The 18,716-nt window shown below is 61.0% G+C and carries 20 protein-coding genes; 10 read left to right on the forward strand and 10 right to left on the reverse strand.

Going from position 1 to position 18,716, the window contains the following annotated elements; translation table 11 throughout:
- Positions 1 to 17 precede the first annotated feature (17 nt).
- Entirely contained in the window at positions 18 to 1,436 is a 1,419-nt protein-coding gene (locus NW833_RS01735) for a folate/biopterin family MFS transporter (RefSeq protein WP_414394114.1), read from the forward strand.
- 53 nt (positions 1,437 to 1,489) lie between these two features.
- Here NW833_RS01735 and NW833_RS01740 read toward each other — a convergent pair whose 3' ends face one another.
- Positions 1,490 to 2,167, reverse strand: coding sequence for a Mo-dependent nitrogenase C-terminal domain-containing protein (locus NW833_RS01740; RefSeq protein WP_414394112.1), 678 nt, complete (start codon positions 2,165 to 2,167; stop codon positions 1,490 to 1,492).
- Positions 2,168 to 2,245: 78 nt separating this feature from the next.
- On the opposite strand from NW833_RS01740, the gene queA reads away from it, so the two are divergent.
- Positions 2,246 to 3,433, forward strand: coding sequence for a tRNA preQ1(34) S-adenosylmethionine ribosyltransferase-isomerase QueA (gene queA / locus NW833_RS01745; protein ID WP_414411340.1), 1,188 nt, complete (start codon positions 2,246 to 2,248; stop codon positions 3,431 to 3,433).
- A gap of 8 nt (positions 3,434 to 3,441) precedes the next feature.
- On the opposite strand, the gene NW833_RS01750 is transcribed toward queA, so the two are convergent.
- Together NW833_RS01750 and NW833_RS01755 are read right to left on the reverse strand one after the other, a co-directional pair.
- A complete protein-coding gene (locus tag NW833_RS01750; protein ID WP_414410263.1) occupies positions 3,442 to 4,191 on the reverse strand; it encodes an HAD family hydrolase in 750 nt (249 codons plus the stop codon).
- A gap of 8 nt (positions 4,192 to 4,199) precedes the next feature.
- Positions 4,200 to 5,231 (reverse strand): aldo/keto reductase, encoded by a 1,032-nt coding sequence (locus NW833_RS01755; protein ID WP_414411341.1) that lies wholly within the window; start codon positions 5,229 to 5,231, stop codon positions 4,200 to 4,202.
- Positions 5,232 to 5,429: 198 nt separating this feature from the next.
- Between NW833_RS01755 and NW833_RS01760 the strand changes: the two genes are divergently transcribed.
- The 7 genes from NW833_RS01760 to NW833_RS01790 all read left to right on the forward strand — a co-directional run bounded on the left by NW833_RS01760 (position 5,430) and on the right by NW833_RS01790 (position 11,933).
- The gene (locus NW833_RS01760) at positions 5,430 to 5,954 is read left to right on the forward strand and encodes a hypothetical protein (protein WP_414404873.1); all 525 of its coding nucleotides are present in this window, start codon (positions 5,430 to 5,432) and stop codon (positions 5,952 to 5,954) included.
- Between the two features lie 50 nt (positions 5,955 to 6,004).
- Positions 6,005 to 7,642 (forward strand): CTP synthase, encoded by a 1,638-nt coding sequence (locus NW833_RS01765; RefSeq protein WP_414411342.1) that lies wholly within the window; start codon positions 6,005 to 6,007, stop codon positions 7,640 to 7,642.
- 28 nt (positions 7,643 to 7,670) lie between these two features.
- On the forward strand, positions 7,671 to 7,856 hold the full coding sequence (locus NW833_RS01770; protein ID WP_414411343.1) for a DUF2256 domain-containing protein: 186 nt from the start codon (positions 7,671 to 7,673) through the stop codon (positions 7,854 to 7,856).
- 48 nt (positions 7,857 to 7,904) lie between these two features.
- On the forward strand, positions 7,905 to 8,381 hold the full coding sequence (locus NW833_RS01775) for a phosphate-starvation-inducible PsiE family protein (protein WP_414411396.1): 477 nt from the start codon (positions 7,905 to 7,907) through the stop codon (positions 8,379 to 8,381).
- A gap of 246 nt (positions 8,382 to 8,627) precedes the next feature.
- Positions 8,628 to 8,702 carry a hypothetical protein gene (locus NW833_RS01780; RefSeq protein WP_414411397.1) on the forward strand — a complete coding sequence of 25 codons (75 nt, stop codon included), beginning with the start codon at positions 8,628 to 8,630 and terminating at the stop codon, positions 8,700 to 8,702.
- A gap of 244 nt (positions 8,703 to 8,946) precedes the next feature.
- A complete protein-coding gene (gene gvpJ, locus NW833_RS01785; protein ID WP_414411344.1) occupies positions 8,947 to 10,248 on the forward strand; it encodes a gas vesicle protein GvpJ in 1,302 nt (433 codons plus the stop codon).
- A 119-nt stretch (positions 10,249 to 10,367) separates the two neighbouring features.
- The gene (locus NW833_RS01790; RefSeq protein WP_414411345.1) at positions 10,368 to 11,933 is read left to right on the forward strand and encodes an NAD(P)H-quinone oxidoreductase subunit N; all 1,566 of its coding nucleotides are present in this window, start codon (positions 10,368 to 10,370) and stop codon (positions 11,931 to 11,933) included.
- Between the two features lie 83 nt (positions 11,934 to 12,016).
- On the opposite strand, the gene NW833_RS01795 is transcribed toward NW833_RS01790, so the two are convergent.
- The 6 genes from NW833_RS01795 to NW833_RS01820 all read right to left on the reverse strand — a co-directional run bounded on the left by NW833_RS01795 (position 12,017) and on the right by NW833_RS01820 (position 15,910).
- Positions 12,017 to 12,586: a photosystem I assembly protein Ycf4 gene (locus tag NW833_RS01795; protein ID WP_414394097.1), complete on the reverse strand. Its 570-nt coding sequence runs from the start codon at positions 12,584 to 12,586 to the stop codon at positions 12,017 to 12,019.
- A 77-nt stretch (positions 12,587 to 12,663) separates the two neighbouring features.
- Positions 12,664 to 13,728: an S-layer homology domain-containing protein gene (locus tag NW833_RS01800; protein WP_414411346.1), complete on the reverse strand. Its 1,065-nt coding sequence runs from the start codon at positions 13,726 to 13,728 to the stop codon at positions 12,664 to 12,666.
- Complete coding sequence (locus NW833_RS01805) at positions 13,716 to 14,030, reverse strand: DUF3181 family protein (protein WP_414394094.1); 315 nt, start codon at positions 14,028 to 14,030, stop codon at positions 13,716 to 13,718. Before NW833_RS01805 ends, NW833_RS01800 begins: the two co-directional genes overlap by 13 nt.
- A 51-nt stretch (positions 14,031 to 14,081) precedes the next feature.
- The gene (locus tag NW833_RS01810) at positions 14,082 to 14,540 is read right to left on the reverse strand and encodes a hypothetical protein (protein WP_414411347.1); all 459 of its coding nucleotides are present in this window, start codon (positions 14,538 to 14,540) and stop codon (positions 14,082 to 14,084) included.
- Between the two features lie 132 nt (positions 14,541 to 14,672).
- Positions 14,673 to 15,245: an anti-sigma factor family protein gene (locus NW833_RS01815; RefSeq protein WP_414411348.1), complete on the reverse strand. Its 573-nt coding sequence runs from the start codon at positions 15,243 to 15,245 to the stop codon at positions 14,673 to 14,675.
- A 2-nt stretch (positions 15,246 to 15,247) separates the two neighbouring features.
- Positions 15,248 to 15,910, reverse strand: a complete 663-nt coding sequence (locus NW833_RS01820) for a sigma-70 family RNA polymerase sigma factor (protein ID WP_414394390.1) — start codon at positions 15,908 to 15,910, stop codon at positions 15,248 to 15,250.
- 169 nt (positions 15,911 to 16,079) lie between these two features.
- Here NW833_RS01820 and NW833_RS01825 point away from each other — a divergent pair, with 169 nt between their 5' ends.
- The gene (locus NW833_RS01825) at positions 16,080 to 16,802 is read left to right on the forward strand and encodes a Crp/Fnr family transcriptional regulator (protein ID WP_414404881.1); all 723 of its coding nucleotides are present in this window, start codon (positions 16,080 to 16,082) and stop codon (positions 16,800 to 16,802) included.
- 88 nt (positions 16,803 to 16,890) lie between these two features.
- Here the strand turns inward: NW833_RS01825 and NW833_RS01830 are convergent, their stop codons facing one another.
- Positions 16,891 to 18,693: an aminopeptidase P family protein gene (locus NW833_RS01830; protein WP_414411349.1), complete on the reverse strand. Its 1,803-nt coding sequence runs from the start codon at positions 18,691 to 18,693 to the stop codon at positions 16,891 to 16,893.
- Positions 18,694 to 18,716: the final 23 nt, after the last annotated feature.

Here is an 18,716-nt window from a genome sequence, read left to right on the forward strand (position 1 = left end):
AAGAAGACACAGACGTCATGATCCTCCTCTTCCTGCAGCGTTTACGTCAGTCGGCGCTCGACCCCCTCCAGGAGATCCGCTGGACGCCGGAACTGTTTGGGATCCTGCTGGTGTATTTTGTGCAGGGGGCAGTGGGGCTGGCACGGCTAGCCACCAGCTTTTACTTGAAGGATAACCTGGGCCTCGGCCCAACACAGGCAGCGGCGTTGATGGGCCTGGCTGTAATCCCCTGGACTGTCAAGCCTCTTTATGGACTCCTATCGGATACGCTGCCGCTAGCAGGCTACCGGCGCCGCCCTTACCTCCTGCTGGCAGGGCTGTTGGGATGTGGGGCCTGGCTGGGGATGGCTCTGGGGGCGCCGACTGCTGAGCTGGCCCTGCTTTGGATGGTTTTGGCATCCCTGGCGGTAGCCGTGGGGGATGTCATTGTCGATTCGCTGGTGGTGGAGCGGGTGCAGGGCAGTGACTGGGCGGGAACGGGCACGCTGCAGTCTCTAACGTGGGGGGCCACAGCTCTGGGATCCCTGCTCACGGCCTATGCCGGGGGGGCGCTCTTGGCTCACTATCCTCCCCAGGTGGTGTTTGGGCTAACAGCCCTGCTGCCCATGCTGATTGCCCTGGCTGCTTGGGTCATTGAGGATCAGCCCGTGGCTAGCGCCTTGGGCTGGGATCCCCTGCAGCAACAGGTAGCTCGGGTGTGGCAAGCCCTGCGGCAGCCCAGCGTTTTCCTGCCGCTGCTGTTTGTGTTTGTCTGGCAGGCAACTCCCAGTGCCGACGTAGCGCTGTTTTACTTTGTTACCAACGATCTCGGCTTTGGTCCGGAGTTTTTGGGCCAGGTGCGGCTAGTGACTAGCGTTGCCAGCTTGGTAGGGGTGGGAATCTTTCAGGTGTATCTGCGGCACATCCCCCTGCGCCCCCTCTTTGGCTGGATGACGGTCATTTCCGCAGCTCTAGGCCTGACCAGCCTGATCTTGGTCTATCACCTCAACCGCGCTTGGGGCCTCGACGACCACTGGTTTAGCCTCGGGGATAGCCTGGTGCTGACAGTAGCGGGGCAAATTGCCTTTATGCCGGTGCTGGTTCTGGCCGCCCGCCTTTGCCCGCCAGGGATCGAGGCCACCTTTTTTGCCCTGCTCATGTCGGCCTTTAATTTGGCGGGGTTCCTCTCGCAGGAGCTGGGATCCCTGCTCATGCACGCTCTAGGGGTAACCGAAAGCAATTTCAGCCACCTGGGGCTGCTTTTGGTGATCACCAACCTCTCCACCCTCTTGCCCTTGCCCTTGTTGGGTTGGCTGCCCGCCGAGAGGATAACTCCCAGCCCAGCAGAGTTGGAGGCGGAAGCTCAGGCTTCGCTGCAGTCCTTCTTGCAGGGAGCAGAAGCAGCCGCTAGGGGAGAGGCAATCCCTTTGGGAGAGACGGACATAACCTACTCCTAAGGGGCCGGCGGCCAGTAGATAGCGTTGGCTTCCTCCTGCTTGAGCGCAGGCTATCAAGTGTATTGGCTAATGTCTTCCCCAGCTTCTGCCAGGAAGGAGAGGGCGCGGCAGCGCAAGGCCACCACCTGGTCGTAGAGGGGGTTAAGCTTGCACATGGGGGGAATGTGCAGCACCTTGCGGCCAAACAACACTACATCCCGCTCAAAGGGGCAGTGGGCAGGGATCATACGGCATAAGAAGCGGGCTACCCTCACGTCGCGGACTTGGATGCCGTCCAGCCACTTGCGCAAGGGAGCCAAAAGGTCGGTATAGCCGCTTTCAGGCTGGGCTTTTGCCGGCGATGGCGAGGTGGCCCTCTTGTCGACCAGCGTAGCCTTGAGCAGATGGAGCTGGGGAAGCTCCAGCCCAAAGGCAGTGGCCAATTGGTGCAACAAGCGATCTTCCGGCTCGGAATATACCCCATCGGCAACGGCTGTCATCACTGCCGTGCGCAGGAAATCTTCCCGCAACTCCGGCTGCAACTGGGCCGCCAGCTCTTCGGGGGAGAGGGGAGCGAGATCTTTCCCCTCTTCTTCGGGCCAGTCGGAGCGGATGAGATCTTCGATGAGTCGTTGCTCTTCGGGGCTGTATTCTCCATCAGCCCAGGCAATGCCAAGCAGCCCTCGTAGCCATAGTTCCGCCTGCTGGGGTGAGCACTCCCTAGCAGAAGTAGGCGTGGAATCGCTAGACATGGCAGAGCTCCACAAGAAGCCACCGCCATTTTAAAGAGCTAGGCTGGAGGTTGAAGTCTGGGCAACCTCTTTTTGTTCATGACGGATCCTCTTCCACCCCTAGCTGCCCAGGTTGAACCCAGCCCAGGGAGCGCTGAAGAGCCCAACCCGGATCTCCTAACTGCTGCCTATGACTACTTCCTACCGCCTGAGCGGATCGCGCAGAGGCCGGTGGAGCCCCGGGATCAGGCGCGAATGCTGGTGGTGTACCCAGATAGGCACGAGCACCGCCGCTTCTGCGACCTCCCCGACTACCTGCAGAGCGGGGATCTGCTGGTTCTCAACGACACCAAGGTCATCCCGGCCCGGCTGTGGGGAGCCAAGATCTTGCCGGGAAAGGACGCTTTTGGGGCGCGGGTAGAGGTTTTGCTGCTCGAGCCAGAGCAGCCCGGGATCCCAGGCAACACCTCCCCTCAGCAGCAGATCTGGCGGGTCTTGGTCAGGCCGGGCAAACGGGTCAAGGTGGGGGATCAAATCCGGTTTTGGGATCCCCAGGGCTTGCTGGCTGAGCTGACGGCCACAGTGCTGGCGGTGGACGCGGAGACCGGCGGGCGGGTGGTGCAGTTTGCATGGGAAGGGGCGGATGCCTTTGAGCAGATCCTGGAGCGGGTGGGGCGGATCCCGCTTCCTCCCTATCTGGAAGCTGCCCGTGCCCTTGACCCGACAAGTGCGGGAGTCCGACCTGAAGACTATCAAACCGTCTGGGCCAGACACCCCGGCTCGGTGGCTGCCCCCACCGCAGGCCTGCATTTTACCCCTCAGCTTTTGGAGCGGTTGGCCCAGAAGGGGGTCCAAACTGCCTACATCACCTTGAACATTGGGCTGGGTACCTTCCGCCCGGTAGAGGCAGAGCGAGTAACCGACCACCGCTTGCACAGCGAGTGGCTCAAGGTGCCGGCAGAAACGGTGGACACTATTCGCGAAACCCAAGCCCAGGGAAGGCGGGTGATTGCGGTGGGAACAACGGTGGTGCGGGCCCTAGAGACGGCAGCCCTCTCCGGCGCCCTGCAACCCTGGCAGGGAAAAAGCGACCTCTTCATCTACCCCGGCTATTCCTGGCGGGTGGTGCAGGGGCTGATCACCAACTTTCATCTGCCCCGCTCCAGCCTGATGATGCTGGTGGCAGCCTTGATCGGGCGACAGCGCTTGCTGGATCTCTACCAGGAGGCCATCGAGCAGGGCTATCGGTTCTACTCTTTTGGGGACGGCATGCTGATCCTGCCCTAGGGGGATTCTTACCCTTTTGCCAAGGGCTTGGTAGGAAGGTCAGCAGGACGGTCTTGGCCAGTGGCAAACCAAGTTTGGAGGCGCTCCCATTCCACGTGGGGGTAGCCATCCACTGCCCAATCGGCCCGCCGCTGCAGCATGTGCAGAGGAAAGAAAGTGGCCAAAGCCAACACCGGGATCCCTTGCGAGCGAGCCGCTTGAATGCCGGCGTAGGTGGCTTCAAAACTCAGGCACTCCTGAGGGGAGAGCCCCATCCGCTCTAGGAGCAGACGGTGCAACTGAGGATCCCCTGCCTCGCCCGTTACGCGGTAGCGGAAGTCATGAGTCAGCCGCGCCAGGGCTGGACAGGGGAAGCGCTCCAAAAAAGCCTCCACCTCGATAGCGGCGTGACCACTCAAGAGGCCCACCTTGAGCCGTAGCTGCTCCAGCTTCTCCAAGGCCTCCGCCAAGCCGGGAACCAGAAGAGATCCCTTTTGCTCCTGCAACGCCTGCCGGTAGTAAAGGGCCTTACGCTGCAAAAGTCCTTCTTGCTGCCTGGGGCTGAGCACCCGTCCCTGGGCTTGCCAGAGGGCGAGCAGACTCTCCCGATCCGGTTGGCCCAGATGGTGTAGCCGATAGAGCTCTTTTTGCGCCGGGGATCCCAGATCCCAGGGGCGCAGGTTCTCCTCCAGCAACACTTGGTTGATGGCGTAGAGGTGCAGCTCCTCGTCGTCGGCCACTACGCCGCTCCAGGTTAGGATTACCCCTTGCAGCGTCATGCGAGGTCCTATTTCAGATTCTCCGGACAATTCTGAGAAGCTGGGATCCCTGGGCGGGTAGGAGGAGCCATAAAGCTGGGGGGAAGGGGTTCGGGGACGTGCCTTTGCAGGATCTCGTCGATGGCCTGCATTGCCTCCGCCTCCAGCGACCAGCCCCAAACTCCGGCTAGGTCATCCAGCTGCTGGCGCTTGCGCGCTCCCCATAGGATTGCACTCACCCCTGGCTGATCCAAGAGCCAGCGCACCGCCAACTGGGGCAGCGTTTTGCTGTAGCGCTCCCGCGCCAGCCGGCTCAGCTCTTCTGCCGCTTGCAGGTACTGGGAGTAGCGAGGCTCTGCAAACTTGGGATCGATGCCGCCGCGCAGATCTCCAGGCGGAAACTTGGTTTGCGGAGTCAGCCTTCCCCCCAACAGCCCCCGGCAGAGGGGACTGTAGATTAGCGTGGCAATGCCGTTGGCCTGGCAGTAGGGCAGGACATCCGCTTCGATCTGGCGCTCAAACAGGTTATAGGGCGGCTGGGCCGTGTGCAGGGGAGCCACCTGGCGGAAGCGCTCCATCTGCTCCGGAGAAAAGTTGCTCACCCCAATGGCGCGGATCTTTCCTTCCTGGAGTAGGCGGCCGAAAAAGGCAGCTGTCTCCTCCAGCGGCTCCAAGGGATCCGGCCAATGCACCTGGTAGATGTCGATCACATCCGTCTGCAGGCGGCGGAGGGAGTTTTCCAGATCCTGAGCCAGCCAACTGAGGCTGCAGTTGCGCACCACCTTGCCGTTAGTCCACTGCAGGCCGGCCTTGGTGGCAATGACTACGCGATCCCGACAGCCGGCATCCCGGATAGCCCGTCCCAAGAGCTCTTCCGAAAGGCCGCGGCCATAGGCCGGAGCCGTGTCAAAGAGCGTAATGCCCAGGTCAATAGCCTTGCGGAGGGTGGCATACGCTTCCTGGGGATCCGCTGGCCCCCACCAATCCCCGGTCATGCTCCAGGTGCCCAGCCCCACGCGGCTAAGTTTTAGCCCCGTCTCGGCAAGCGTAACAAACTCCATGGCAACGTCTGCAAACAGGATCCCGTTTCAGGATGCTAACAGGCGCCGGGGGAGGACAAAGCCCCTTGCACAGACAACCCACGCGCCTAGCTGCTGGTGGAAAAAGAGGGCGGGCTTTTGCCTCTGCTTTCCCGACTAGCGGCCTAGTAGAGTGAGGATTGAAAAATTCACACCCCAAAACTTTTGAGGAATGGTTCCATGAAGTCCATTTTCCCTCTCTGTCTGGCCGGCTCCCTGAGCGGCATTTTGTTCTGGGGATCCTTGCTGCCCGTTCGGGCGCAGGGGATCACCCCGCTTTTCCCAGAAACTTTCCGAACTCCCAGCCCGGTCGAGCCACTGCCCCCTAGCCAAGATATTCCCACCTTGCCCATCGTGCCGGATCCCCGGCCTGTGCCGCCCACACCTGCCCCGCGACGACCGCTGCCCAGGGGGAGCTTTGAGGAAATTAGTCGATACTTCCGCGATCTCAACCGAGCTAAGAACCTGGCCCGCCAAGCGGCCGAGATTGCCAACGGGGGCTTGCAGCGCTACCGCGCCGAGGCTTCCATGCACGGGGCGGCCATCGACGCGCCGTTTGAAGAGTTTGAAGACGCCTGGGTCTTCACCTTCCGCGGCGGCGAGCCCGGCTTTGTCCAACCCAGCATTGAAACCCAGGTGCGGGTGGATCGGCGCACCTTTCAAACCACCATCCTCTACAATGGCCCTATCCGCTCCCGGCGCTGAGGGAGCCCTGGGATCCCTGGCATAATCCAGAAAAGGCAAGGGTCGGGGGTATGGCCAAGTTTGTCTTCATCACCGGCGGGGTCGTCTCCAGCATTGGCAAAGGCATTGTAGCGGCTAGCCTGGGCCGTCTGCTCAAGTCCCGCAACTACACCGTGTCGATTTTGAAGCTGGATCCCTACATCAACGTGGATCCCGGCACGATGAGCCCCTACCAGCACGGGGAGGTGTTTGTTACCGACGATGGCGCCGAGACCGACTTGGACTTGGGCCACTATGAGCGCTTCACCGACACCAACATGTCCAAGCTCAACAACGTCACCACTGGCGCCATCTACCAAGCGGTGATCTCCAAGGAGCGGCGGGGCGACTACCAGGGCAGCACGGTGCAGGTAATCCCCCATGTAACCCAAGAGATCAAGGAGCGGATTCGGCGGGTGGCCCGCGAGACCAACCCCGACGTGGTGCTGGTAGAAGTGGGGGGCACGGTGGGGGATATCGAGTCTTTGCCCTTCTTGGAAGCCATCCGCCAGTTCCGCAAGGACGTGGGCCGCGCCAACGTGGCCTATGTGCATGTCACCCTGGTGCCTCTAATCAAGGCCTCGGGGGAGATGAAAACTAAGCCTACCCAGCACTCGGTCAAGGAGCTGCGCTCGATTGGCATTCAGCCGGACGTGCTGGTGTGCCGCTGTGAACAGCCTCTGCCGCGCGCCATCAAGGAGAAGATCTCCGAGTTCTGTGACGTGCCGGTGGAATGTGTCATCCAGGCGCAGGATGCTCCCAGCATCTACGACGTGCCCCTGATTCTGGAGCAGGAGGGCCTGGCCCAGCGAGTTTTGGAGATTCTCAACCTGGATCCACAGCAGCCGGATCTGCGCGAGTGGGAGCTCCTGGTACAGCGGCTGCACCACCCGCAAGAGCAGGTGGAGATCGCCATTGTCGGCAAATACGTGCGCTTGACAGACGCCTACCTCTCGGTAGCAGAAGCCCTGCGCCATGCCGGGCTGGCCCTCAATGCCGGCGTTACCTTGCGCTGGATCTCTTCTGAGGAAGTCGAGGAGCGGGGACCAGAAACTCTGCTAGCCGGGGTAGATGGCGTCGTGGTGCCAGGGGGGTTTGGCAACCGGGGCATCGAGGGCAAGGTGGCCACCATCCGCCACGTGCGGGAGCGGGGCATTCCCTTTCTGGGGCTGTGTTTGGGCATGCAGTGTGCGGTGATCGACTGGGGATGCCATATTGCCGGCCTGGAGCGGGCCAACAGCTATGAGTTCGATCCCGACACTCCTCATCCCGTCATCAGCTTGCTGCCGGAGCAGAAAGATGTGGAGCACCTGGGGGGAACCCTGCGCCTGGGCCTCTACCCCTGCCGCATTCTGCCCGACACCCTGGCAGCCAAGCTCTATGGTGAGACAATTGTCTATGAGCGCCACCGCCATCGCTACGAGTTCAACAACGCCTACCGTAGCCTGTTCCTCGAGTCTGGCTACGTGATTAGCGGTGTTTCGCCCGACAACCGTCTAGTGGAGATCATCGAGCTGCCCAGCCACCCCTTTTTCATCGCCACCCAATTCCATCCCGAGTTTCGCTCCCGCCCCAACCGCCCGCATCCCCTCTTTTTGGGCCTGATTGAGGCTGCTCTGCGCCGCCGTTCCCAGCTTCAACCGCTGCTGCAGTTGCAAAGTACAAGTTGATCCTAAGGGTTGTCGTCTCTAGCGCGCTATGCCCCGCCACCGGAAAAAGTCGGATCTGCCCAGCAAAATCTGCCTCACCTGCGGCCGGCCTTTTACTTGGCGTAAGAAGTGGGCCAAGTGTTGGCCAGAGGTGAAGTATTGTTCAGAGCGGTGCCGCAACCATCGCCCTAAAGGCTCCCACTCTTCTCCCCCTGGAGACACTCGGGATGGATAATGTAGTCGTTGAGGCTGGGACATGGGTCTCAAACCCGGTGGCATCGACATGCGGTTTCTCAAGTGGCTGTTGCACAATCCTCATGAGACGGAGGAGGAGGATCCCTTCCTTAGAGGCATTACCCGCATAGAAAGCTTGATCTCGAAGCTGCTTTCAATCCTCCTGATTGGGCTAGTTATAGTAGCAGTTGTCGATTTGGCCCGCTTCTTGGTGGCTGATCTGCTACGGGAGCCAACCGGGTTTTTCTCCACCACTTTGATTGAGATCTTTGGCCTCTTTTTGAATATCTTGATTGCCCTGGAGATTTTGGAGAACATTACTGCTTACCTGCAAAAGCAGGTTGTGCAAGTGGAGCTGGTCATTGTTACCTCTTTGACTGCGGTGGCGCGCAAGATCATCATTTTTGATTTCGAGAAGCTGGGGGGGTTGGATTTGATTGGCCTGGGGGCAGCAACTCTGGCTCTGTCGGTAAGTTACTGGCTGGTGCGACGCGCTAAGCCCCCATCCAAGTCCGGTCAAGACTAAGCTTGGATCGACGAGGGCTCTCCCAGGGTTGGTTCTCCCACATTTTTGCTTCCAGCCCAATAGTTGGGCAAAAGACCTACAACAGCCCGCGCCAGGGCTGCTTGGCCAAATCCTACACGGCTATGAGGGGAGCCACTGCCGGCACGATAGTTCTGGAGCTTTTCCCGCAAGAAGCTTCCCTCACTGTCAGCTTCGTCTTTTTGGGCCAACGCTCACTTCTACGATGGCTTCATCTTCCAGCGCGGGATTCGGGGCTTCATGGCCCAAGGCGGGGATCCCGCAGGCACAAAGCAGGGTAGGAGGCTACTGCTGTCCCGATGAGCCGTTGCAACGTCCCTACCCCCGGGCGATCTTGGCGATGGCCAATGCCGGCCCTAACGCCAAGGGCAGTCAGTGACTATTCCCTACCTCCCAACTCCACCATCTTTGGCCAACTGGGCCGCAGGATTGCCCGCTAAACCCGGTGGAGATTCGGAATCCCATTAGCTTGAGCTAATCTCGTGGAAAGTTCGATTCAGTTGATCCTTAGCTGCGTTTTTGCAACTTGCCTTGAGGGGGATCCCGCATGGAGTTCGCTAGCCCCCGGCGAATGTCCCCCCGCATTTTGGTTCTGGATTTTGATGGCGTGCTCTGCGATGGGCGGGCAGAGTACTTTGCCTCCTCCTGTCGTGTCTGTGCCCAGGTGTGGGGCCTGGCTCCTGCGCAATTGCAGCCGTTGCAGCCAGTCTTTGACCAGTTGCGCCCGCTAATCGAGACGGGTTGGGAGATGCCCCTGTTGCTCTGGGGGCTGCAGCAAGGGATCCCGGAAGACGCTTTGCGCCAAGACTGGCCCGGCTGGCGACAGCGGTTGTTGCAGCAGGCGGGGGTTTCCGAGAGGGCTTTGGCCCAAGCGCTGGATGAGGTGCGAGATCGCTGGCTTGCAGAGGATCGGCAGGGGTGGCTGGAGCTGCACCGCTTCTATCCGGGGGTGACAGCCTGGATGCGCCAAGTACAGGCTGCCGGCGAGCCGCGCCTAGCCATTCTCAGTACCAAAGAGGGGCGCTTTATCCAGCAGCTTTTGCTCCGCGAAGGGATCCAACTGCCGCGCCACCGCATCCTGGGCAAGGAGGTGCGCGCTCCCAAGGCCGCCACCCTCCAGCGGCTGCTAACTGCAGCTCAGGTAGCGCCAGAGGAACTCTGGTTTGTCGAGGATCGCCTGCAGACGCTGCGCCAGGTGCAGAGCGTACCGGAGCTAGAGCCGGTGCTCCTGTTTTTGGCTGGCTGGGGCTACAACCTGCCGGAGGAGCGAGAAGAGGCCGCCCGGGATCCCCGCCTGCATCTCCTTAGCTTGGAACAGCTCTCCCAGCCTTTTGAGCAGTGGTTGATCCCGCCTCCCCCTTCCTCTGGTCTTGCCATCAGCCCAGCGGAACCGCAAGAGCTGAGCCGGGTCCAAGCTAGCCCTGACCGGAAACGCCCGGAAGCTGGCCTTGCCTCCCTGGTGCTGACCTTGGTGGAGCTGCTGCGCCAGTTGATGGAAGCTCAGGTGGTGCGGCAGATGGAGGCCAATCGCCTTTCGCCGGAGCAGATCGAGCGGGCCGGCAGCAGCCTGCAAGCCCTGCGGCAGCAAATTCGGCAACTCTGCGCCCTGCTGGAGATTGACCCGGCAGATCTCAATCTGGATTTAGGGGATCTGGGCACGCTTCTGCCCCGCCAGGGAGACTACTACCCCGGCCAGCCCGACGGCGAGGGATCCCTCTTGGAACTCTTGGATCGGCTGATCAACACCGGGATTGTCGTCGACGGCGAGCTCGACCTGGGCTTGGCGGACTTGAGTCTTATCCACGCTCGCCTGCAATTGGTGCTTACCTCCAGCGCCAAGCTTTCTTAGACCCAGGGAGTGTCGATGGAGACGATTGGGAGAAGAGATGCCAGAAGCAAGAGGGGAAGGCCGGAAATCGCGGTATGCTGGCTTTGGATCCCATTAATCTCTCTTCACAGTTTTCTCCTATGGATGTTTTCGCCCCAACCGGAAACCTGCATGCCGGCGCGATTTGGCCGGAGGTGGTGGTCACCCTCACGCTGTTGCTCGTCCTGGCAGTGGATCTGGTGGGCGGGTCGGCAGCGCGCAGAAGTTTGCCAACTCTTTCCCTCTTGGGGTTGATGGGAGCCCTGGTGCCCCTGGTGCTGCAGTGGCAGCAGCCCCAGTTGGAGAGCTTCTTGGGCAGCTTTGCCGCGGATCCCGTGAGCATTCTCTTCCGTAGCCTGGTGGTGGTGACAGCAGCCCTGACGGTGATGATGGCGGAGCGCTACCTCAGCCAGGCAGGCACGCCCACGGGCGAGTTCTATGTGCTGCTCCTCACGGCCACCTTGGGGGGAATGTTCCTTGCGGGAGCGATGGATTTAATCATGGTGTTTGTCTCGCTGGAAACGCTGAGCATTGCCAGCTACCTCATGGCTGGCTACACGAAGCGAGATCCGCGCTCCTCTGAGGCTGCCCTGAAGTACCTGCTGACCGGCGCTAGCAGCACGGCCATCTTCCTCTACGGCATGTCGCTGCTCTATGGCCTGTCGGGGGGGCAAACCCAACTGTCGGCCATCGCGCCCCACCTGGCCAATGCTGGCCTAGCAGGGATCCTGGCCTTGGTGTTCTGCCTTGGGGGCATTGGCTTTAAGCTGGCGGCGGTGCCCTTCCACCAGTGGACTCCCGACGTCTACGAGGGATCGCCGACGCCGGTGGTGGCCTTTTTGTCGGTGGGATCCAAAGCGGCAGGCTTTGCCCTGGCCATTCGCTTTCTGGCTACCGTCTTCCCAGCCATGACGGAGGAGTGGCGGGCGGTGCTCTCAGTGCTGGCTATCTTGACCATGGTGCTGGGCAATGTGGTGGCCATTGCCCAAACCCGCCTTAAGCGCCTGCTGGCCTATTCCTCTATTGGGCAGGCGGGCTTTGTTTTGATTGGTTTGGTGGCAGGCACGGAAGCGGGCTACGCCAGCTTGATTTTTTACCTGATGGTTTATCTAGCCATGAACCTGGGCGCCTTTCTGTGCGTCACCCTGTTTAGCCTCAAGACCGGCACTGACGAAATCAACGAGTACAGTGGCCTTTACCAGAAGGATCCTTTCCTCACCCTTTGCCTTAGCATTTGTCTTCTCTCTCTGGGCGGGCTGCCGCCACTGGCCGGCTTTTTCGGCAAGCTCTATCTCTTCTGGGCTGGCTGGCAGGCAGGAGAATACACCCTGGTGCTGGTGGGCCTGGTTACTAGCGTCATCTCCATCTACTACTACGTGCGAGTGGTGAAAACCATGGTGGTGAAAGAGCCGCAGGAGATGTCGCTTTCGGTGCAAAACTACGCCGAGACCGACTGGCAGGCAGAGGGCATGCCGGCTCTGCGAGTGGGCATGGTGTTGACCCTCGTGGCCACCATCTTTGCTGGCATCCTCTCCAATCCACTGTTTACCCTCTCTGTTCAGGCAGTGGAGCGTAGCCCGTTTTTGGGGTTCCCGACAGCCCAGGCTTTTGCTCCCGAGGCAGCCAGCCCTGCAGCTTTGCCTAGCTACTCGGGCCGCAATTCCTAAAAATGCCCCCACCCCTCTCCCTGTAGGAGGGGGAATTAAGCGTTTCAGCCTTGCCCCGCCACCGTCTGCAACTGAGTCGAACCTCAAATACCCTCTAGGCTGACATTAAGAAAGCGGGCAATCTCGGCGGCTTGGTTTTCAATCTCGGCCAAAGAAGGCGGCTGCCCAACGCCGGTGAGGGGGATGTCACCGCGTCCTTTCACTCGCAAGTAGATAGCTCGGCGGGGGTTGAGGCCTTCTCGCAGCTCCACCCGCAGGCTTTGCACCTCGGCAAAGTCATACTCCAGACGAACTTCGCGGTTTTTGCCCGGAAAGCCCTGCCGCACCAGCGTTATCTTTTGGGTACGGCGGTTGAACTCGTTGTAGCCGCCCCCCAAGTTCCAGTACAGGCTCAGCCATTGGTACAACCCTGCCAGGAAGCCGAGCACGCCGTAGAAGAGCATGGCAATGCCCTGGGGAATGAACACCAGGCTGGCGGGGTCGGAAAAGGGAAGCAAATTGCGGTGGAAATAGCTGGAAAGACCAGCCAGGGTAAAGCCCAGACCCCCTGCCGTCAGAACCACTGCCCAAAAGTAAACGCTGGGCCGCCGCGACCCAATGACGGTGTAGCGCAGCAGGTCTTCAGAGCGAATTTCAGGAACAGTTGCAGACACCGCCGGAATCCCTTTTTCCAAAGCTGGCTTCTCCCATTTTATTGGGCGGCTCGACCTCTTGCTGGGATCCCGCTACTTCAGGGTTGAGACTCGCGGGGCGTAACGATTTTCCCTACCCCTGGGGTAACTGCCGGAGGTTCAGCAGGGGAGGGTTCGGAAGTGGGGGAAGAGGTCGGTTCCGGCTCGGCTGGCAGGGGAGAGGATTCGACGGCAGGAGTTGGACTTGGGAGAGCCGAGAGCTGGGCTACGGCCTCTTGAGCCGTCCGCTCTCCAAAGGCAGACAGGGCAATTGCCACTTCCCCACGGCTAACTGGCTGGAGGGGGTTAAAGGTGCGGATGGGGCCGAAGGTGCGCAACACGGTGGAGGCATTCTCTAGGCTGCGATCTGCCACTAGGGGAGCAACAGCCTCGTCGGGGATCTGCGCCGCATCGGTAAAGCCCCAGCGCCCCTCCAGCTCTGCCCGAGATCCCTTGATCTGGCCGGGCGGCAAATCCAAAGGCACCTTCATGCGAATTAACTCGGCTCGCGACAGCAGGCTATTGGGGCGAAACTCGCGATTGGCATCCCCAGTAGCGATGCCGGCAGCTCCCAGGGCCTGGATGTAGCGAAAGTTGGGATCCTCCTCCGGTACATCCAAAAAAAGAGGGCGCTCCGAGGGAGATCCTATGCGGATTTGGCGGCTGGGCTCGTCAGCGTGAATGGCGTTGTTGGCTAGCACCAGCCAGCGGGCAAACTCTCCTCGACGCACGCTGCGCTGCGGCTGAAATTCGCTGCCAGCAATATCGGCAAAGATCCCCAGCCGATCCAGGTAATAGACCGATTGGGCCACCAGGGATCCGGGCTCCAGATCCGTGAAGCGGCTGCTGAGTTGAGTCGGCAGAGGTGTCAAGGCAACAGGGGGAGGGGCAGAAGAGGGTGAGGGGGACTCTGAGAGAGCCCTTGGCGTCGCCGGCTGCTCTGCAGAGGGAGGAACAGACAGATCCACCGGTCGCACCGCCCGTTTCAGTCGTTCTCCCCACTCCGTTCCCTGACAAGCTGACAGCAACCCCAGCAGCAGGACAAAACTGCCACCCCTGAGCCAGGTGCTAGCCAGAGGCAGCAATTGCCTAGACCGCTTGGGATGGCCCTCTACTGAGCCCATTTGCGGCTAAACTCCTCCAGCACATCCAGCAGGTTCAGCAGGCTTTGCATGGGCAGCAGATCCACCAGAGGCAGCTCTTTGCGCCCGCCCCCCACCTTTACCGGGATCCCTTGCAGGATCTCCGTGACGGCATCCTCATCCACCTTGCCTGCCATCACCTGAGGGGCCAGCCGCTCCGCCAAAACGGTATGCAGGTGGGCATCCCGCAGGTAGAGGTGCCACCGGGCTACATCGATGTAAACTTCCTTGCCAATGGCAGCGGCCAATTGCTCGATCTCGGGGTTGCTCGGCACTTGGGCCATGGCTCAGCTTCGCTACTGGTTGCCCTGCGTTGATCATAGCCTGGCCCCACTTTAGGGAGAGCTGGCGGCAGAGCGGCGCGGTAGAGGCAGGGCGAAGTTCTCTTGCAACTGCCGCAGCAGCAACAGGTGCTCCAGAGCCAAGCGATCCCGTTCGAGGCGCAACTGGCTGAGTTGGGCCTGGGTCTGGCGAATGTCCTCTAAGTTGGCGTCCCAGGTTTGCAAAAGGCGGTAGAGGCGGTCTTGTTGGCTGGCAATCTGCTGGTTCAAGCGGGCTAGGCGGCGGCTAAACTCCCTATCCATTTCTGCCGCCAGCTCGGGATCGGGAAGGAGGGGCAGCTGAGCCCAATCGATGCCCAGCTTAGTCGAGGGTGGTGGAGGCGCTTCTACCTCTTTGAGAAGGGGGAAGTTGGGGAAAGGGGAAAGCTCTATCTCACCAGAGGGCGGCTGGTTTTTTCGAGCAGGAGCCTGAGAGCTGGCCGGCGGCGGAGTGGGCTGGGAAGCGGACTTCAAGGCGCTGGGGTTTGCCTGGGCTGGCCAGGATCCCAGACTGCCCAGCCAAAGACAAACTGCTAGCCCCCAAGCTTGGCAAACCGCTGTTCTCACCCTGTGTTCCTCACTTCAAGCTAGCTCAAGCCAATTAGCTCACTCCCAGCTCAAGTCGGTTGGGGAGTTGGGCAGCGACTCGAATAAAATTGAGTAGGCGTCCTGCTTCTGTCCTGACTCGAATAGATAGCGTTGGGCAACCCAGGCAGAGGCGGGCACAATTGCCACCCGCACTGGCGGATCCTCCAGAGACACCAACGGCTGAGGGTGCAGCCAGCGCCAGCCCGCCCAGCCCGCTCCCACCAGGGCTACCACGGCTGCTGCCACTTGTCGCCAAGGAAAGCCGCTGCACCGCCGCCAGCCCAGAGCAACCTCTGGCCTTCGATCCAGCTTCTCGAACACACGGCTAATCAGCAGCTCCGTCTGAACGGGATCCAGGGTTGGCACCTTGAGGTTAGCCAAACCGGCCTGTAAAGCCGACAGTTGGCTGTACAGCTGCTGCGCCTGGGGATCGCTGGCTAGCCAGTCCTCCACTTGTCGCGCCTCCTGGGGGGACAGTTCTCCATCCAGGTAGGCGCTTAGCTGCTCAAAGCGCTCCTCCACCGGCGGCAGCTCCGCAGGGGGAGGGGAGGCGGCATCCTCGCGGTCGGGGTTGAGGTTGGGGCAAAACATAGTCATTCGCCATTGAGGTAGGGCTTCAGGATGGACTGCAAGCGGGCGCGGGCCCGGGCAATGCGGGATTTAACAGTACCCAGAGATACCCCCGTAATCTCCGCAATTTCCTCATAGGCCATCCCCTGAATTTCTCGCAGCAGGATGGCTTGGCGAAAGGCCTCAGGCAGGTCGTGGACGGCTTGGTGCAATCGCTCGTAAAACTCGCAGGTGGCGAGGTGGTCGTGGGGGCTTGGGCTACTGCTGGGCAGCTCCCATTCCATCTCACTCTCTTGCGTGGAAATCGAGGCATCCAAAGAGAGGGGTTGCTGCTGGCGCCTGCGCTTGCGCAGCTCGTCGTAAACCAGGTTGGTGGCAATCCGCCCCAGCCAACTGCGAAACTTTGCTGGCTCCTGCAGATGTTTGAGGTTGCGGTAGGCCCGGATCCAAACTTCCTGGGCCAAGTCCTGGCGATCCGGCCAGTTGGGCGCAAGATGGTAGAGAACCTTATCTACGTAGGCCTGATAGCGGCGTATGAGCTCGGCAAAGGCCTCGCGGTGGGGCCGGGATCCCTGCTGACACAGCAGTACCAGCTCCCGATCGGCAAGCTTTTCTGGCAGCACAGGCTCCTTCCTCAGTGAGGCTGACCAGCACTGGCCGCTGATGTTGCTGAGGGCAGCATCCATAAGCATCCCCAGAAAGAGATCCCCTCCCAACCGGAACCTCTACTTGAGAGACGAATTCAGGACAACCGGGTTCCCTTCCTATCTTTGGCGAGAGTACCCTTGCAGGATAGCTCTTGGGCTGGCAACTGGGCTACAGTGAGCTTGCGGTAGAGTAGACGCCCGATCTGGCATGACTTCCGACGCCGCTGCTGTTCTTTCTGAGCTCAAGGCAGTGCCGACGCTGGCGGAACTTTCGGCCACGTCTTTGCAGTGGCTGGGATCCCAGGTAAAGCTGCGGGACATCCCAGCAGGGCAGGCGCTCTTGATGCAGGATGCCTGGGGCAGCGTTGTTTATTTGATCCTATCTGGCTGGGTCAAGGTGCGGCGAGCTCTGCGGATCCACACCGCCGAAGGAACCTGGGACAGCGCCCAAACCCTAGCTCTACTCGGGCCCGGCGCCTGGGTAGGGGAAATGGCGGTGTTGGACGAAGCGCCCCGCTCGCGGGATGTGCTGGCCTTAACCTCGGTGCGGGCTGCCGGGATCCCAGCGGCAACTTTCAAGACGCTGATGCTGCAGGAGCCGCGCCTGTGCTACCAACTGGCTCGCAGCCTTTCCCGCCGTCTGCGCCTAGCGAATTTGCAGGCCGACCTGGAGCAACAGAGCCCTCCTGTGCGGGTGGTGCATGCGCTGGTGCAACTGGCGGAAGCCTTTGGCGAGAAGACTGAGCAGGGAGTGCGCATCATCTACCCGCCCCTCCAGGATTTGGCCGACCTCAGCCAGGTTAACCAGGAAACAGTGGCGGCAGTGCTGAACCGCTTGCAGCAGCAGGGGATCATTCAGCCCCTGCCAGACCAACAGTCTCTGCTCCTAATCCAGTACCCCAAACTCGTAAAAGCAGCCCGCCTGCTCTAGTTAGCTGGGGCTGCATCCAGGAAACTTGCTCCTTGCAAGCTGTGGTTTGCGAGAGCTTGCGCTAGCGGCAAGACCCGTGGCATAACGGCTAGCTGGCAAGACCGCAGGCCCACTCTAGCCAAGAGGCATCCTCTTCTGAGAGACTGGCCTGGTGCAGGGCGTAAACCTGGCGGTGATACTCATCAAGCCAAGCCCGCTGTGCCGCGTCTAGGAGATCCCAATCGATCAAACGCCTGTCAAAAGGGATCCACGTCAGAGAGCGAAAGCCCATCCAGCCCTCTGGCTCGGGGAGGGCAACCACCTCGTAGAGGTTCTCCAGGCGAATCCCGCCCCAGCCTGGCTGGTAGTAACCTGGCTCGATGCTGGTGATCATGCCTACCTTGAAGGGGGTGCTGGCGCGGCGGTGGATCCCATTGGGCCCCTCGTGGACGTTCAAAAAAGCGCCGACGCCGTGGCCAGTGCCGTGGCCATAGTCTAGCCCTGCCTGCCAGAGGCTGGAGCGGGCAATGCCATCCAAAGAGAGGCCGTAGGTATCGGGGGGGAAGATCTGGCGGGCGCAGTGAATGTGGGCTTTGAGCACCTCGGTGTAGCGCCGCTTGCACAAGGGATCCGCGGGTTGCGAGCCAATCCAGAGGGTGCGGGTAGCGTCGGTAGTGCCCCCCAGGTAGTGGGATCCCGAGTCCAACAAAAACAACTCGCCTGGCTGCAGCAGCTTCTGAGGATCCGGGGTGCCGTAGTGAACGATAGAGCTATTGGCCCCGGCCCCAGCGATGGTGTTAAAGCTCAGGCCCACCCAATCCCCTTCCTCGCGGTAGTGGGCCTCCAGGGTGGCTGCCACATCGGCTTCGCTGATGGGGATCCCTGCTTGGATCTGCCGGTCGATCCAGGCGAGCGTGCGGATCTTGGCCCGGCTGGCTTTGCGGTTGGCTAGCCGCATCTGCTCCAGCTCGGTGGGGTTTTTGACCGCCTTGAGGACATCCACGGGGTGATCCAGCTCCCGACAGGGGATCCCGTGCAGCAGCTCTTGCGTGCCCTGAGTGGTCTGCTTGGGATCCACTCCCACCGGCCTGTAGCGCTCGGCCCACTGGGGCAGGTGTTCCGGGTAAGCCTCGTAGGGCCAGAGCTCTACCTCCGCTTCGGCCAGCGCTTGCCGAGCCGAGGGAGTAAGGCGCTCCAGATCTGTGAAGAGGGCAACCCTCTCCAGGGCAACCAGCGCGTAGGCGCGGAACACCGGGTTGTAGGGGATGTCAGAGCCACGCAGGTTCAATAGCCAGGCTACCTGGTCCAACTTGGTTAAGGGCAACAGGCCTACCCGCTTGCGGCGCATCTCCTGGCGCACCTGGGCCAGTTTGTCGCTGGGGGTGGCCCCGCAGAGCTGGGCAGGGACAGGATAGATGGGTTGCTCCAAAAGGGCTTGGCTAGATTCCTTGGCCAGCTTGTCCAGCGGGTTTTCGCGAACCGGCACCAGCAGCACTCCCCCGGCTTGGGCGTGGGCTTGTAACTGGCGGTAGGTGGCTACGGACACCGTAAAGGGATCCACCCCCAGGCGAAACCCAGATCCTAACTCCTCTACAATCTCCATCAGGCTGGGCTGGTCCGGCAGACCGCCTTTGATCACCGTAAACAGGTTGGGATCCACTTCCCGCTCCGCCTGCTCGTGGTAGCGGGGATCTACCCACAGCCAAGCCCTGTCCCGGCTGATCAAAGCATCGCCCACCGAGCCGGTAAAGCCTGTAATCCACTGCCGCCGCTTGCGATACTCCAGCAGGTACTCGTTGAGGTGCTCATCGGCGGAGGGCACCCAAAACCCATCCAAATTCTGTTCCTGTAAAAGCTGGCGCAACTGCTGCAGACGGGCGGCAATCTCCGGGCGGGGCAAGGTTTGAGGCATGGCAAAGGCAACGGAAAAAAGCT

Origin of the sequence: Synechococcus sp. O70.1, from assembly GCF_047462215.1 — a bacterium.
Taxonomy (GTDB): Bacteria; Cyanobacteriota; Cyanobacteriia; order Thermostichales; family Thermostichaceae; genus Thermostichus.